Source organism: Klebsiella sp. PK01 (genome assembly GCF_057624675.1).
In genome coordinates this window covers 99,419-115,039 of record NZ_JBYEZM010000006.1, presented here as the reverse complement: position 1 = coordinate 115,039, position 15,621 = coordinate 99,419, and the positions used below count along the sequence as shown (strand labels likewise).

The 15,621-nt window shown below is 56.1% G+C and carries 15 protein-coding genes; 9 read left to right on the top strand and 6 right to left on the bottom strand.

The features are described from left to right. Positions 1-34: 34 nt before the first annotated feature. From pgaB to pgaD, 3 genes are read left to right on the top strand one after another with little or no spacing between them, the layout of a single operon-like run. Positions 35-2,020, top strand: a complete 1,986-nt coding sequence (gene pgaB / locus AC22LX_RS19350; RefSeq protein WP_487334176.1) for a poly-beta-1,6-N-acetyl-D-glucosamine N-deacetylase PgaB — start codon at positions 35-37, stop codon at positions 2,018-2,020. Continuing rightward, positions 2,013-3,344 carry a poly-beta-1,6-N-acetyl-D-glucosamine synthase gene (gene pgaC, locus AC22LX_RS19345; protein WP_047078506.1) on the top strand — a complete coding sequence of 444 codons (1,332 nt, stop codon included), beginning with the start codon at positions 2,013-2,015 and terminating at the stop codon, positions 3,342-3,344. Before pgaB ends, pgaC begins: the two co-directional genes overlap by 8 nt. Next, complete coding sequence (gene pgaD / locus AC22LX_RS19340; protein ID WP_045396482.1) at positions 3,341-3,775, top strand: poly-beta-1,6-N-acetyl-D-glucosamine biosynthesis protein PgaD; 435 nt, start codon at positions 3,341-3,343, stop codon at positions 3,773-3,775. The genes pgaC and pgaD overlap by 4 nt, the downstream gene beginning before the upstream one ends. A 58-nt stretch (positions 3,776-3,833) precedes the next feature. Here pgaD and AC22LX_RS19335 read toward each other — a convergent pair whose 3' ends face one another. Further along, positions 3,834-4,625, bottom strand: a complete 792-nt coding sequence (locus AC22LX_RS19335; RefSeq protein ID WP_049059798.1) for a DsbA family protein — start codon at positions 4,623-4,625, stop codon at positions 3,834-3,836. A gap of 220 nt (positions 4,626-4,845) precedes the next feature. On the opposite strand from AC22LX_RS19335, the gene AC22LX_RS19330 reads away from it, so the two are divergent. From AC22LX_RS19330 to AC22LX_RS19315, 4 genes are all read left to right on the top strand, one after another. Further along, positions 4,846-5,529, top strand: coding sequence for a TerC family protein (locus tag AC22LX_RS19330; RefSeq protein WP_045396487.1), 684 nt, complete (start codon positions 4,846-4,848; stop codon positions 5,527-5,529). 141 nt (positions 5,530-5,670) lie between these two features. Next, positions 5,671-6,588 (top strand): curved DNA-binding protein, encoded by a 918-nt coding sequence (gene cbpA / locus AC22LX_RS19325; protein ID WP_045396490.1) that lies wholly within the window; start codon positions 5,671-5,673, stop codon positions 6,586-6,588. Continuing rightward, positions 6,588-6,893 (top strand): chaperone modulator CbpM, encoded by a 306-nt coding sequence (gene cbpM / locus AC22LX_RS19320; protein WP_015368685.1) that lies wholly within the window; start codon positions 6,588-6,590, stop codon positions 6,891-6,893. The genes cbpA and cbpM overlap by 1 nt, the downstream gene beginning before the upstream one ends. 139 nt (positions 6,894-7,032) lie before the next feature. After that, positions 7,033-7,179, top strand: a complete 147-nt coding sequence (locus AC22LX_RS19315; RefSeq protein ID WP_213292866.1) for a hypothetical protein — start codon at positions 7,033-7,035, stop codon at positions 7,177-7,179. Between the two features lie 309 nt (positions 7,180-7,488). Here AC22LX_RS19315 and AC22LX_RS19310 read toward each other — a convergent pair whose 3' ends face one another. From AC22LX_RS19310 to melA, 4 genes are all read right to left on the bottom strand, one after another. Beyond that, complete coding sequence (locus AC22LX_RS19310) at positions 7,489-7,860, bottom strand: plasmid partitioning/stability family protein (protein WP_015704087.1); 372 nt, start codon at positions 7,858-7,860, stop codon at positions 7,489-7,491. 9 nt (positions 7,861-7,869) lie between these two features. Continuing rightward, the gene (locus AC22LX_RS19305; RefSeq protein WP_015368687.1) at positions 7,870-8,826 is read right to left on the bottom strand and encodes a plasmid stability protein StbA; all 957 of its coding nucleotides are present in this window, start codon (positions 8,824-8,826) and stop codon (positions 7,870-7,872) included. A 274-nt stretch (positions 8,827-9,100) separates the two neighbouring features. Then, positions 9,101-10,516 carry a melibiose:sodium transporter MelB gene (gene melB / locus AC22LX_RS19300; protein WP_487334149.1) on the bottom strand — a complete coding sequence of 472 codons (1,416 nt, stop codon included), beginning with the start codon at positions 10,514-10,516 and terminating at the stop codon, positions 9,101-9,103. Positions 10,517-10,608: 92 nt separating this feature from the next. After that, positions 10,609-11,961: an alpha-glucosidase/alpha-galactosidase gene (gene melA / locus AC22LX_RS19295; RefSeq protein WP_045396499.1), complete on the bottom strand. Its 1,353-nt coding sequence runs from the start codon at positions 11,959-11,961 to the stop codon at positions 10,609-10,611. A 239-nt stretch (positions 11,962-12,200) separates the two neighbouring features. Between melA and melR the strand changes: the two genes are divergently transcribed. Further along, on the top strand, positions 12,201-13,139 hold the full coding sequence (melR, locus tag AC22LX_RS19290; protein ID WP_032715623.1) for a transcriptional regulator MelR: 939 nt from the start codon (positions 12,201-12,203) through the stop codon (positions 13,137-13,139). 50 nt (positions 13,140-13,189) lie between these two features. Here melR and proP read toward each other — a convergent pair whose 3' ends face one another. Beyond that, entirely contained in the window at positions 13,190-14,692 is a 1,503-nt protein-coding gene (gene proP / locus AC22LX_RS19285) for a glycine betaine/L-proline transporter ProP (protein ID WP_020079848.1), read from the bottom strand. A 534-nt stretch (positions 14,693-15,226) separates the two neighbouring features. On the opposite strand from proP, the gene AC22LX_RS19280 reads away from it, so the two are divergent. Further along, positions 15,227-15,562: a zinc ribbon domain-containing protein YjdM gene (locus AC22LX_RS19280; protein ID WP_015368693.1), complete on the top strand. Its 336-nt coding sequence runs from the start codon at positions 15,227-15,229 to the stop codon at positions 15,560-15,562. Positions 15,563-15,621 lie beyond the last annotated feature (59 nt).

Below are 15,621 nucleotides of genomic sequence, written 5' to 3'. Positions count from 1 at the left end.
AAACATGGTCAACAAAAGTATCCGCATCAGCCTGATGGTTATCGGCTGGCTCCTGATGACCTGCGCGCTTCGCGCAGAAACGATTCCTTTTCTGCCGCCGGACGCGCGGCCGCAGCCGGAGGCGAATAAGCCCTGGCCACAGAATAAGTTTCTGGTATTGGCCTATCACGATGTAGAAGACGATGCCGCCGATCAGCGTTATCTGGCGGTGCGTACCAGCGCGCTCAACGATCAAATCGGCTGGCTGCTGCACAATGGTTATAAGGCCGTCAGCGTGCAAAATATTCTCGACGCCAACGCGGGGTTAATCACCCTGCCGCCAAAGGCATTTCTGCTGAGTTTCGATGATGGCTACAGCAGTTTTTACACCCGGGTCTGGCCGCTGTTAAAAGCCTGGAACGTCCCGGCACTATGGGCGCCGGTAGGCAGTTGGGTCGATACGCCGGAGCAGAAAAAAGTCGATTTCGGCGGTCTGATGACTCCGCGCGAGCGTTTCGCCACCTGGGAGATGGTGCGCGAGCTCGCGCAATCGCCGCTGGTTGAAATCGGCGCGCATACCTGGGCTTCGCACTACGGTATTCAGGCCAATCCGCAAGGTAGCCGCGAACCGGCGGTTGCCAACCGTTTTTATGATAAGGCCAGCGGACGCTACGAAAGCGACCAGCAGTTTCACCAGCGCATCGATACCGACGTGCGCAAAGTGAGCGACAAAATCGCCGACGTCACCGGCAAAGCGCCGCGCGCCTGGGTATGGCCCTACGGCGCCGCCAACGGCACATCGCTGGCTATCGCGAAAAGCCGCGGCTATCAACTGGCGTTTACCCTCGGCGATGGTCTGGGCGATGTGCGGGATTTGGATAACATTCCCCGTCTGCTTATCTCCGGCAATCCGTCGATCAAGGCCTTCGCCAGCCAGGTGACGCAAATCCAGGAGCGTGAGCCGGTTCGGGTGATGCACGTCGATCTCGATTATGTCTACGATAAAGACCCGGTTCAGCAGCGCAAAAATATCGATAAGCTGATCCAGCGTGTCTACGACATGAAAATCACTCACGTTTTCCTGCAGGCCTTTTCCGATCCGCTCGGCGACGGCACGGTGAAAGCGCTCTACTTCCCCAACCGCCGCCTGCCGATGCGCGCCGATCTCTTCAACTTCGTCGCCTGGCAATTACAAACGCGCGGCGGCGCCAAAGTGTATGCGTGGATGCCGGTGCTGGCGTTCGATCTGAACGGTTCGCTACCGCGCGTACAGCGCTGGGATGCGCAGAGCAACACGCTGCGCCAGGCCACTCGCCCCTATGTACGGCTATCGCCATGGAATAGCCAGGTGCGCGATCAGATCCGCGATATTTATCAAGACCTTGCCCGCTACGCGACCTTTGACGGCGTGCTGTTCCACGACGACGCGGTGCTGACGGATTATGAAGATGCCGGCGCCGGGGCGATGGCCGCCTGGCACGCGGCGGGCCATTGGGAGGATATCGCGCAGATCCGCCAAAATCCCGCCACGCTGCATGCCTGGACGCGGTTTAAAAGCCAGGCGCTTATCGACTTCACCCGCACGCTCAGCCAGAGCGTAAAAGAGATCCGCGGCCCGCAGGTGAAAACCGCGCGCAATATCTTTGCCCTGCCGATCCTGCAGCCGGAAAGCGAGGCCTGGTTCGCGCAGAATCTCGATGATTTTCTGACGGCCTACGACTGGACGGTGCCGATGGCGATGCCGCTGATGGAATCGGTTCCGGTTGCGGAAAGCGATGCGTGGCTGGCGCGTCTGGTGCGCGCCGTCAGCGCCAGACCGGGCGCGTTGAAGAAAACCATTTTTGAGCTGCAGGCTAAAGACTGGACTCTCCCGCAGCAGAACGCCATCCCTGACCAACAGCTGGTTGACTGGATGCGGACGTTACAGCTCAACGGCGTCAACAATTACGGCTACTACCCCGACGATTTTCTTAATAATCAGCCTGATATCTCAAAAATCAGGCCCCTGTTTTCATCGTACTGGTATCCCAACAATGACTGATCGCATTATCGCATTTTCGATTTTATGCCTGGTTTTCGGGCTACCGCTGGGCGTGGCCGCCGTTTTCACCGGCGAGTTGATACTGGATTTCGTCTTCTTCTGGCCGCTGTTTATGTCGGTGCTGTGGATAACCGGCGGGCTCTACTTCTGGTTTCAACTGGAGCGCCACTGGCCATGGGGTAAAGAGACGCCGCCGCCGGAGCTTGCGGGCGATCCGCTGATCTCCATTTTGATTCCCTGCTTTAACGAGGAGAAAAATGCCCGCGAGACCATCGAAGCCGCGCTGGCGCAGCGCTATCGCAACATTGAGGTGATCGCCATCAACGACGGTTCCTCCGACGATACCGCCAGGGTGCTTAATCAACTGGCGGAAGAGTACGCTCTGCTGCGGGTGATTCACCTGGCTGAAAATCAGGGGAAAGCGGTAGCGCTGAAAGCCGGCGCTGCCGCCGCGCGCGGGGACTTACTGGTGTGTATCGACGGCGATGCCCTGCTCGACCGCGATACCGCCGCCTACCTCGTGGCGCCGCTGATCCAATACCCCCACGTCGGCGCGGTGACCGGTAATCCGCGTATTCGTACCCGCTCGACGCTGATTGGCCGCATTCAGGTCGGCGAGTTCTCTTCGATAATCGGGCTGATCAAGCGCACCCAGCGTATTTATGGCCGGGTGTTTACCGTCTCCGGGGTGATTGCCGCTTTTCGTCGCCAGGCGCTGGCGGACGTCGGCTACTGGAGCCCGGATATGATCACCGAAGATATCGATATCAGCTGGAAGCTGCAGCTACGTCATTGGGCGATTTTCTTCGAGCCGCGGGCGCTGTGCTGGATCCTGATGCCGGAAACGCTGAAGGGACTGTGGAAACAGCGTTTACGCTGGGCGCAGGGCGGCGCCGAGGTTTTCCTGGTCAATCTGCGCCGCCTGTTTCGCTGGGAACACCACCGAATGTGGCCGCTGTTCCTCGAATATGCGCTCTCCACGCTGTGGGCCTTCGCCTATGCGGTCACCATTTTTCTGTTCATCGCCAGCCATTTTGCCCCGCTGCCGGAGAACCTGACCGTCCGCAGCCTTTTTCCGCCGGAATTTACCGGGCTACTGCTGGGGGTGATGTGTCTGCTGCAGTTTATCGCCAGCCTGTACATCGAAAGGCGCTATGAACGCGGCGTCGCCGGCTCGCTGTTCTGGGTGATCTGGTTTCCGATGGTGTACTGGATGATCGGCCTGTTAACCACCATCGTCGCCTTCCCCAAAGTCATGTTGAAACGTAAACGCGCCAGGGCTCGCTGGGTCAGCCCTGATAGAGGTAAAGGAAGAATGTCATGAACGAACAAACTCTGATATTAACCGAGCATCGCATGTTGCCGCGGATCTTTGACGGCGTGTTAACCGCCATCGCGTGGGCCGGCTTCGCCTTTTTTCTGTATGCCAACCTGCTGATGCAGTTTACCGAGCGCGGTAACGACAGCTGGGACGCAATTATGGCGTCGTTTAATACCGTGCTGGTCTATTTATTGGTGGCGGCAATTAACGGCTGGCTGCTGATTTTGTGGTATCAGTACAATCTGCGCCGTTATAACGCCCGGCGGCACGGCAGCATGGCCTCGCTGCGCCATGAAGAGCTGGCGGAGAGCTTTAATATCGCGCCGCAGATCATTTCCGAGATGAGCCAATATAACCTGCTGACGGTATACCACGACCAGATTGGCAGAATTATTGATTTGAAAATCAATCAGAACGAGGAGGTCGAACGGTAACGGCCCCCCCAAAAAAGGCCGCATCACGCGCGGCCTTTCCTCTTTCAGCCCGGTGAGATTACTGACCGCCGGCTTTCTTAATCGCCGCATCCAGCGAGGCTTTGTCGGCCAGTCCCGGGAAGACGGTAATGGTCGCTTCGGTCGCGCCGGTAGTCGGCATGACAATCACGCCAGGCGTACCGCTTAAGCCAATCTCCTGCGCCAGCTGGTTAATGTTTTCCAGCGCCGGTTCGACATCCGCCGCTTTTTTGGCGTCAAAGTTCACCTTTTTCGCCTGCTGCTGAATATCCGCCGCCGTCAGTTTGCCTTCGTTATGCCCGGTAGCGTAAACGCCGTTGTGGTAAGTCAGATAGGCCTCAGCCCCTTTCTGCTGATAAATCTGCAGGCCGGTTTTCGCCGCGTCCAGCGAGGTTGCCCAGCGGCTGCCGAAAATCGGCCACTCTTTAAAGGCAAAACGGGTTTGCGGATGATCTTTAATCACCTGCTCCATAACCGGCGCGAGGCGGCTACAGTAGATGCATTGATAATCGAAGAACTCGATAACGGTGACTTTACCGTTAGCCGGGCCGTAGGTTGGCGTGGCCTTATCCTGCGTCAGCTTGTCGGCATTCTTGATTACCGCCTGAGTAGCGGCGCTGGCCTGCTGCTCCGCCTGAATTTGCTGCAGCTTTTGGCTGGCCTGCAATAGCACTTCCGGATGGGCGACCAGATAGTCAGCGGCGATTTTGCCGATGCGCGCTTCCTGCTCCGCGGTGAAAGTCGCGGCCGGCGCGTCAGCGGCGCTGGCCAGCGCCGGCAGCAGGGAAGCGCCCGTCAGGGCGAGAATAAGTAAATTCTTGATGCCAGACATATTGAAAAGTCCTTACGAAAAAGTAGACGGCAGGTGAGCTTAATCGGACAAAATATCATCCTTTGGCGGCGAATCATTGTCAGTCTATGCATTGATTCGTAACTTTATTTGTCAGACGCCACTATTCTCCCTACGGCTTGAAGGGTGGTCAGGGGCGAAGAACGGGAGTACCCTGCGCCCATCTTTTTTTGATCGACATTATTTGCAATACGAGCCAGGCATGAACGAAATATTGAGTCAGTGGGACTTCGCCGTTATTTTGCTACAAATCATCGCCATCGATTTGTTATTAGGCGGCGATAACGCGGTGGTCATCGCCATGGCCTGCCGCAAGCTGCCGGCGCATCTGCGCACCAAAGCCATTGTTATCGGTACTCTCGGCGCGATTATCGCACGGGTCGTGCTGCTGGCGGTGGCGATTTATTTGTTGTCGTTGCCGTGGCTAAAAATCGTCGGCGCGTTACTGCTACTGTGGATTGGCGTTAAGCTGGTCGCCAACGAAGAAGAAGAGAGCGATATCAGCAGCTCAAGCAGCCTGTGGCGCACCGCCGTCACCATCACCGTCGCCGATGTCATCATGTCGCTGGATAACGTACTGGCCGTGGCCGCCGCCGGTAAAGGCCATCTGTTACTGGTGGCGCTGGGGGTATTAATCAGCATTCCGATTATTGTCGCCGGTAGTAAGCTGGTGTTGGCAATCCTGACTCGCTTTCCCTCGGTCGTATTACTGGGCGGCGCGCTGATTGGCTGGATTGCCGGTTCAATGATGATAACCGATCCGACCCTGGTTCAGCTGTTCCCCAATTCCCCGAATTATCTACATTTTGTTGCCGGGGCCATTGGCGCGGCGTTGGTGCTGCTGGAAGGATGGCGCCGCAACTACCGCTCCGGCACCCCGGAATAATCACTGGACGCCGTCACCCCCGACGGCGTCAAGTTTTCGCCACTTTTCTCCGCCACCCTTTCTCATTTGCCCTACTCTTAATAGAGCCGCCTGATCCAGGGATTCTGTGACCAGATTTTTGAGCATAAATGAGATAACACCATGGAATTAAAGGATTATTATACCATTCTAGGGGTTAAGCCAACGGACGATCTGAAAACCATCAAGACCGCCTATCGCCGTTTGGCGCGTAAATATCACCCCGACGTCAGCAAAGAACCCGATGCCGAAGCAAAATTCAAAGATCTCGCCGAAGCATGGGAAGTCCTCAAAGACGATCAGCGTCGCGCCGAATATGACCAACTTTGGCAGCACCGCAACGATCCGCAGTTCAACCGCCAGCAGCACGCCCACGAACAAAGCTACAGCCAGCAGGACTTCGACGATATCTTCTCCTCGATGTTCGGCCAGCAGGCGCATCACGCCCGCCGCCAGCGCGCCGAGCGCGGCCACGATGTCGAAATCGAAGTGGCGGTGTTCCTCGAAGAAACCCTCGCCGAACAGACCCGTACCATCAGCTACAAGCTGCCGGTCTATAACGTCTTCGGCATGGTTGAGAGTGAAACCCCGAAAACGCTGAATGTGAAAATTCCGGCCGGGGTCAGCGATGGCCAGCGTATTCGCCTGAAAGGCCAGGGGACACCGGGCGAAAACGGCGGCCCAAATGGCGATCTGTGGCTGGTGATTCACATCGCGCCGCATCCGCTGTTCGACATCAACGGTCATAACCTGGAGATCGTACTGCCGCTGGCGCCGTGGGAAGCCGCGCTGGGGACGAAAGTCACCGTACCGACGCTAAAAGAGAGCATTCTGCTGACAATACCGGCGGGTAGTCAGGCGGGGCAACGGCTACGCATCAAGGGCAAAGGGTTGGTGAGCAAAACCCACACCGGCGATTTGTTCGCCGTCATCAAAATTGTCATGCCGCCAAAACCAGATGAAAAAGCGCGTGAGCTCTGGCAGCAGCTCGCCGAAAGCGAAGCCAGCTTCGATCCGCGTAAGACATGGGGGAAAGCCTGATGGCTAAAGTAACAGTGACGTTTACCATCACCGAGTTGTGCCTGCGCACCGGGGTGTCGGAAGAGGAACTGACGGAGATCGTCGGCTTAGGGATGATTGAGCCACACCAGCCGCAGGCTGAAACCTGGCTGTTTGACGACAGCGCGGTGACGATTGTGCATCGCGCGGTGCGCCTGCGTAACGAGCTGGAGCTGGACTGGCCGGGGATTGCGGTGGCGCTGACGCTGCTGGATGAAAATGCGCGCCTAACCCGCGAGAATCGCCTGCTGCAGCAGCGACTGGCCCGCTTTTTGACCCACAGCTAAGCGGAGTTCCCGGGTCGCGGCGTTCCGCCTTACCCGGGCTACCTATGGCACTGGGCCCACCATTGCACTGGATCTTTAGGCCCGCGCAAGCGCAGCGCCGCCGGGCAATATCCGCGGATAAGGAACCGCTTTGCGCCGGATGGCGGCTACGCCTTATCCGGCCTACGGTCTGTGCGGCCTGCCTTTAATTTATTCACCATGCTGGCTGCAACTGCCGGTGCTGGTGGCCTCAAAATCGCTGAGACGTTCCCGGCAGGCCGGGGCAGCCCGCATGGATGCGGGCTGAGGGCCGTGACTTGCAGGGACGCAGCCTCGGCCCGACCCGAAGCCTGCCGGGATAAGTCGAAGGAACCACGAAGTGGCGATTTTGGCGGCCAAAGCCCGGGAGTACAGAGGGCGGCGGCGACTGGCCGCCCTCTGTGCGCTCCCTGCGCCACGGAAAACATATTGCAGAAAAATTAACCGGGAGCGCAATATCCTCCGGAGCGAAACGAGATAAACGCTTTTCTCAAGCTAAAGGTTGCGAACCGATAACAGTATCTACAAATGGCATTGGGCCCACCCATTGCACTGGAAGCGCAAACCGGCAAAGCGCTTAATCCGGCAGCGAGCCGGCGAGATTACGCGCGGAGACGCTCTCGCTCACCGGGGCTGGCGGCTCGGGCGCCTTAACCGGCGCAGCCGCTGGCGCGGATGCCGGAGCGGAAGACGCTGGCTGAATCTCAAGAAACGAGGCCAGCATTCTACGCAACGTCTCCGGCGGCGTATCTTCCGCCAGCAGCGCCGCCAGCATTGACGGCAGCCGGCTATCAACTTCACCCAACGCTAACCCCGCCAACAGCGCCGTACGCGACATATCCCCGCGATCGCCGCGATGATGGGCCTCAATTTTCGCGTCCGCAAAGCGCTCGCTGGCGCTGATATCCGGGCGCAGGTAAATCAGAACCTTTCTGCGGTCCAGAGTCATAGACGCTCCTTAACCAATAATTTTCAGACCACGCACGAGGGCGAACTGCGGCTCGTCGGCCACCACAAAGCGATCTTCGCGCAGACCCATGCGTTCGCGAATCGCATCGGCAACCAGCGGCGCGCCGCCGCCAATCACGATGGCGTGCGAATAGCCTTTAAAACTATCAATCGCCGTCAGAACGCGAGTCGTCAGGCGTTCGATGCTATTAGAGATAACCTTTTTCACCTCCGATACCGCATCCGGATCGTTGATGTTATCGGTCAAATACTCTTCGTCGTGGCGGTTGATGATTATCTGGTCAACGTTATAGCTCGAGGTATCGGTATTCGCCCGGGCCAGCGCCAGCTTAACGGCGTCGGTCACCAGCGATACGCCCAGCTTCGGGTCGCCATAAATGCGCGAAACCGAGGTCATCTGCCCGGCCACCATCGAAATATCCAGCGTGGTGCCGCCGAGGTCGACAATCAGCACCGAATGCGATGGTTTCAGCTCATCGCACAGGCTAATACCCGCCGGAATGGATTCCGGACGCACGGTGACTTTGGTGATATTGAACACCACGCCTTTATTCAGTTTAACTTCGCGCAGCAGGCTCTTTTTCTTACGCTCAATGTTATCAAGACGATATTGCGCATCTTCATCATAAAATTCGGTCAGCGGCAGGGTGACCACAATCTCGACATCCTGCGGTTCCAGACCACTGGTCAGCAGCGCATGATGGACAGCGATGGAGTTCAATGGGCTGTATTGCCAATCAATATTGTTGGTGGGTAACGCATCGGGGGTGATCAGGTCGAAAGAGTACTTTTCATCATCCACGGTGTAGTTAAATGGCTTCCCGGCGCCGAAAGTGGCAGACCAGCCGCGCTTGAAACTATTGGGGCTGATATGGGTGAAAGTTTCGCCATCTTGCTCCCACAGCATTTTGATATTGGTTGAACCATCATCGATAAAAATGCGCATCGCATTGCTCCATCACTGAGACAAATAAGAGAAAATGTAAGACCCAAAAAGAGTAGCAAGAGTTAAAAAGCAGCGCAAGAGCACGAAAAAGAGACAATTCTGAGTTTTATTTGAGAAACAATAGAGATTTCAATTAACCCATTGAGCTCAAAGAGAGAACTATAAGAGACAAATCAGAGAAGTTAAAATTTTCATTTCTGTCTGTTTTAAACGCTTTTTTTGTGCAAAAAGAGAGCATCCCTCCCCTCTTTCGCCAGCGGTTTTCGCACGCTTTTTACACCTGATTGGGTACCACAATCGGCCGTTCCGGCTCGACGACATTTTCCGATACCCGACGATATTTATCCAGCAGGTGAATCTGAATACGTCGCAACATATCGCCATTCAGCTTGTAATAACGGAAATAAAGAAACAGCGTCAGTGCAAAAAAGAGCGTCGGCAGCGCAATCATAATCGCCTGCATCCCCAGCAGCGTGTGAGGCGATTGCGCCGTATTCGGCACGTAGCCAATGATACCCAGCACGATGGCGATAAACCAGGCCGCAAACGCCGAACCGGCTTTGACCACCAGCGTCTGCACCGAGTAGGCGATGCTTTCGCAGCGGATATTCATCGTATATTCGCCGTAATCAACGGTATCGGCCACCATAATGACCTGTAGCACCCAGAACAGCGCGGTGCCGATATTCAACAGCACCCCGGCAAGCGAAATCAGCACGATGTTGTAAACGCCGCTCAGCGCCATCAGCAACAGCACGCCGCAGCCCAGCACCGGCATGATAGATGCTCCCGCCCACAGAATGCGCCGCGACAGCCCTTTCACCAGCCGTGGGAACAGGATCAGCGTCAGCAAATTCGCCGCCCCCGCGTAGGACATGTAATACGGGAACATCTCCGCGCTGCCGATAACGTAGGTAAAGTAATAAATCGCGAAGCCGGCGATAATATTCGCCGCCGTGTTATAGGCCAGCGCCATGCCCAACAGGCAGGCCAGCTGATCGTTTTTATAGATGAGCGCCACCATCTGGCGCAGTGAAAGATGGCTGGAATCCTCGCTCACGCCGCTATCCGACGAGTAAACCTCATGGACGTTGCGTAAGGTAACGAGGGTGGAGACCACGAAGAAGGCAATCAGCACCAGGGTAAACATCTGGAAACCGAAGCCGCGATCGGCGCCGCCGACGGCGCTGACAAACGGCAGCGTGACGCCGGCGGTCACAAACCCGGCAAGGCTGGCGAAAAAGCGCGGGTAAGGCACCAGTTGTTCACGTTCGCGTTTATCAAGGGTAATGGTCGGCACCAGCGACCAGAACGGCACATCCATGATGGTATAGGTGAAGCCCCACAGCAGGTAGGTCAGCCACACCCACGCCAGTAGCGCTCCGCCGCTGAAGTGATGGGCGCTGAACAGCATATACAGCACCACCGAGTTGGTGATAGTCCCGATCAGGATCCACGGCTTGAACTTCCCCCATCGCGATCGCGTGCAGTTGACGATCCATCCCATGATCGGATCGGCTATCGCATCGAGGATCCTCGCCACCAGGAACAAGGTGCCAACCACCCCAACCGATAAGCCAACAATATCGGTGTAGTAATACATCAGATACATGTAAACGATACCGATAGCGAAATCTTTACCAAAGGCACCAAATCCGTAGCTGAGCTTTGTTGTCATTGAAATACTCATAGGGTACAGGTCGCTGTCGCCAGCGCCTCCTTTAGCGTTTGATAGAGCATGGCAGGCGCCGCCGGGCCAGATCCCCCGGCGGCATGAGAAAATTAACGGTGCAGCCAAGCCGGCAGCCAGTCGCCGTGGCTGGCGATCAGATCGTCCACCAGCGCGTAGATCTCTTCGATCCCCAGCACCGCGGCGGTGTGCGGATCCATCATCGTGGCGTAATAAACGTAATCGCGATTTTCCGTCAGGATGGCCTCCGTTAGCAGCGTCTGCACGTTGATGTTGGTCTGCATCAGCGCCGCCAGATGCGCCGGTAGCACGCCGATTTTCGTCGGCTGGATACCGTTAGCGTCCACCAGACAAGGGACTTCGACGCAACAGCCCTGCGGCAGATTGTCGATGAGATCATCGTTGCGTACGTTGCCATACACGACGCTCGGCTCGCCGGTCCAGATAGCGTTCATGATGGTGCTGGCATACTCGCGTGAAGGTTTAACCTCGATCCGCTCGCCGCTCTTATAGCTCTCCAGCTCTTTATGCCAGTTGGCCAGCTGCTCGACGCAGCGTTTAGGGTACTCATCCAGCGGCACTTTATAACGGGCGATAAGATCGTCGCGCCCCGGCTTGATAAACCATGGCGTGTATTCGGCGAAATGCTCCGACGATTCGGTGACAAAGTAGCCCAGCTTTTTGAACATCTCATAGCGGACGATGTTTTCGCAGCGCGGATTGCCATGCAGGTTCGGCTTCGGCGCCAGTCCTTCGGCGTAGGCCTGCAGCAGGTCGGGATAGATACTGACGTAACTGCCGTCCGCGAGCTTTTTCTCCAGCGACAGATAGAACGCCATATGGTTAATGCCCGCGCAGCGGTAACGTAAATCCGCCGGGTCGAGGTTAAGGTCGCGCGCCAGCTCTTCCGCTGTGCCTTGCACCGAATGGCACAGACCCACCTGCTTGATATGCGGGTAGCGGGCGTACATCGCCCAGGTGTTCATCGCCATCGGATTAACGTAGTTAAGCATGGTGGCGTCCGGGCAGACCTCGCTCATATCGTCGCAGATAGCCCACAGGTGCGGGATGGTGCGCAGCGCGCGCATAATGCCTCCCGGCCCCAGCGTATCGGCAATGGTCTGCTCAAGCCCGTGGCGTTTACACACTGCAAAATCGGTGACGGTACAGGGCTCATAGCCGCCAATCTGGAAGGCGACGACGACAAAATCGGCGTCCCGCAAGGCGGTTTTACGATCGCGATGGCAGCTAATTTCGCCATTCGCGCCGACGGAATCCATCAGTTTGCGCACCACGATATGCGACTCTTCCAGTCGGGTTTCATCGATATCCATCAGCGCGATATGCGCCGATTTCAGCGCCGGGCGCTGGAAAACATCACCGAGAATATTTTTAACAAACACCGTCGAACCGGCGCCGATAAAGGTAATTTTGGGGGCAGACATCGCGCTCTCTCCATCAGGTCATTGAACACTTTCAGAGTGGCATGCCGCTCGCCGCTGCGCTGCCCCGTTCCCGCCGGAGCATTCCCGGAAACTCAGATCGGCCATTAAGCGCCACAAAATCTGAGTTTTTGGGAATAGATCGGCCTAAAAGGAGAGAAAACGGGCCGATGATTCCGCTAAGCTGTAATCAGTTCAGGCTAAAAACGCAGCCACTCTGACGATCCAGGAATCCGCCCATGATGGAACACCGCTTCACTTCCCTGCCCCCCGACCCGCACATGTGCAGCAGCGATGAAAAGCAGAGCCGCAGCCCGCTGGCGCTCTATTCCGAGTATCAGCGCATGGATATCGAACTGCGCCCGCCGCACGCCATGGCCACCAGCCACTGGCACGGCCAGGTAGAGGTCAACGTGCCGTTCGACGGCGACGTGGAGTATTTGATTAACAATGAAGTGGTGCGCATTGAGAAAGGCTATATCACCCTGTTTTGGGCCTGTACGCCGCATCAACTGACCCGCCCGGGCGACTGCCAGCAGATGGCGATATTCAACCTGCCGATGCATCTGTTTCTGTCGTGGCCGCTGGATCGCGAACTGATAAATCACGTCACCCACGGGATGGTGATTAAATCTCTCGCCGCCCAGCAGTTAAGCGCTTTTGAAGTACGGCGTTGGCAGCAGGAGTTGAATCACGAGAATGAACAGATTCGCCAGTTGGCGATCGATGAAATCGCCCTGATGCTCAAGCGGCTGAGCCTCGCCGGCTGGCAGCCTATTCTGGTCAATAAGACCTCGCGCACCCACAAGAACAGCGTCTCGCGCCACGCGCAATTTTACGTTAGCCAGATGCTGGAATTTATCGCCGCCCATTATGACCAGGCGCTGACCGTCGATGCCGTCGCCGAGCACGTTAAACTTAACCCAAACTACGCGATGGGCGTTTTTCAGCGGGTGATGCAGCAGACCATGAAGCAGTACATCACCGCCATGCGCATCAATCACGTGCGCGCGCTGCTGAGCGACACCGATAAGACCATCCTTGATATCGCCCTCACCGCCGGGTTCCGGTCCAGCAGCCGCTTCTACAGCACCTTTACCCGCTACGTCGGCATGCCGCCGCAGCAGTACCGTAAATTGAGCCAACAGCGCCGCCACAGCCTCGCGTCGCCGCAGCCATAAAAAATGCCGCCGGGGTCTCCCCTGGCGGCATCGTGAACAGTGAAAAACGGTTAGTCGTTGATACGCGGATGCTGCTGTACCAGACGGGCGCGTTTTTCCTGCAGGTCGGCGATTTCCTGATCGATATCTTCGATTTTATGCTCGATGTTATCGTAGTGCTCGCCCAGAATTTCTTTCGCTTCCTGGATATCGGACGCCGCCGGCGTCGCCCCTTTCAGCGGACGGTTAGCGGTCTCTTTCATCGACAGGCCGGTAATCAGACCAATCACCGCAATCACCATCAGATAGTAAGCCGGCATCATCAGGTTCTGGGTGGTTTCCACCAGCCATGCCGCCAGCGTCGGCGTCAGACCGGCGATCAGCACCGAGATGTTAAAGGCGCTGGCCAGAGCGCTGAAGCGGATGTGGGTCGGGAACATCGCCGGCAGCGATGAGGCCATCACGCCGATAAAGCAGTTCAGCACCACCGCCAGCAGCAGCAGACCGGCGAAGATCAGGCCAATCACGTTACTGTTAATCATGATAAAGGCCGGGATAGACAGCGTGAACAGCGCGACGCTACCCACCAGGATAAACGGACGGCGGCCAAAACGGTCGCTCAGCATGCCGATAACCGGCTGGACAAACAGCATGCCGACCATAATGGCGATAATAATCAGTACGCCGTGATCTTCCGAGTAGTGCAGGTTATGCGACAGGTAGCTCGGCATGTAGGTCAACAGCATGTAATAGGTCACGTTGGTGGAAATCACCAGGCCAATACAGGTCAGCAGGCTGCGCCAGTGCTTGGTGGCAATCTCTTTAAAGGAGACCTTCGGACCTTCCTGCAGACCTTCGCGGTCGCCCTGTTCAAGGGTATCCACGTGCTGCTGGAACGCCGGCGTCTCTTCCAGCGCGTGACGCAGGTACAGGCCGATAATCCCTAGCGGCAGCGCCAGGAAGAACGGGATACGCCAGCCCCAGTCGAGGAAGTTCTCTTCACCCACCACGCTTGAAATCAGTACCACCACGCCTGCGCCCATTACGAAGCCGGCAATCGAACCGAAGTCCAGCCAGCTGCCCATAAACCCGCGTTTACGGTCAGGCGAGTATTCGGCCACGAAGATCGACGCCCCGGTATATTCGCCGCCCACCGAGAAGCCCTGCGCCATTTTACACAGCAGCAGCAGAATCGGCGCCCAGATACCAATGGTGGCATACGACGGAATAAGACCGATACAGAATGTACTTATCGACATAATAACGATGGTGATCGCTAAGATTTTTTGTCGACCGTATTTATCGCCGAGCATCCCGAAGAACAGGCCGCCGAGCGGACGAATCAAGAAGGGAACCGAGAAAGTACCGAGCGCGGCAATCATCTGCACGCTGGGATCGGCATCGGGGAAGAAGACTTTACCAAGGGCATAAGCCACAAAACCATACACACCGAAATCGAACCACTCCATCGCATTACCGAGCGAGGCCGCGGTGATGGCTTTTCGCAACTTACCATCATCGATGATGGTGACATCCCTAAGCGTAATCGGCTTTATTTTTTTCCTTTTAAGCATACTTTTCCTCTGTGCTATCGCCTTGAGCGCACGACTCCTCGCCAAATGACGAGGTCATTCGCGACGTACGTTGGGAGCGGCGAAGTGCTGTGCTCCACATTTCAAGCGTAGCAGGTTTGCCTGCACTGTCTTTCTGACAGAGTGTACAACCGAACCTGTTGACGCCTGCTCTGGCCTTAAATTAATAATTCACTTACCAAATAAGCAGTGACGAATTTACTTACATCCCTTTTTACCCTACCAGCGTTTAAATTTGGGATCAACTTCACGAAAAATTCGCCCAGCTTAATTACAGAGCCAAATAAAATGAATAAGTTCAATCTCTGTTTCGCCGCTGATGTTTATTTATGGACTTTATTAACGTCTGTTTTTCAGCATATTCTCCGTAAAGCCAAAATAATTACCCTGCGTTATTTCCTGGAAAAAATACCCGACAAAAGTGCGGGATTGCGCTATAATCAGCCGCACTTTCGGCTCACAGCCGCTGTTTAACGGACCAACGTCCTGTTTTTCCCAGTAATCACGAGGAACGCCATGCAACTTCCACACTGCCCAAAATGCCATTCTGAATACACATATGAAGATAACGGCATGTACATCTGCCCGGAATGCGCCCACGAGTGGAACAATGCCGAGCCGGCCGATGACGCCGACGCGCTGATCGTAAAAGACGCTAACGGCAACTTACTTGCCGATGGCGACAGCGTGACCGTGGTGAAAGATCTGAAGGTAAAAGGCAGCTCTTCCATGCTGAAAATCGGCACCAAAGTGAAGAATATCCGTCTGGTCGAAGGCGATCACAACATCGACTGCAAAATTGACGGTTTTGGCCCGATGAAGCTGAAATCTGAATTCGTCAAAAAGAACTAATTAAATTTTTTCACGCCAGCGCTATTATTTTTCCGGCGCTGGCGGCAACCTTGCCAGCG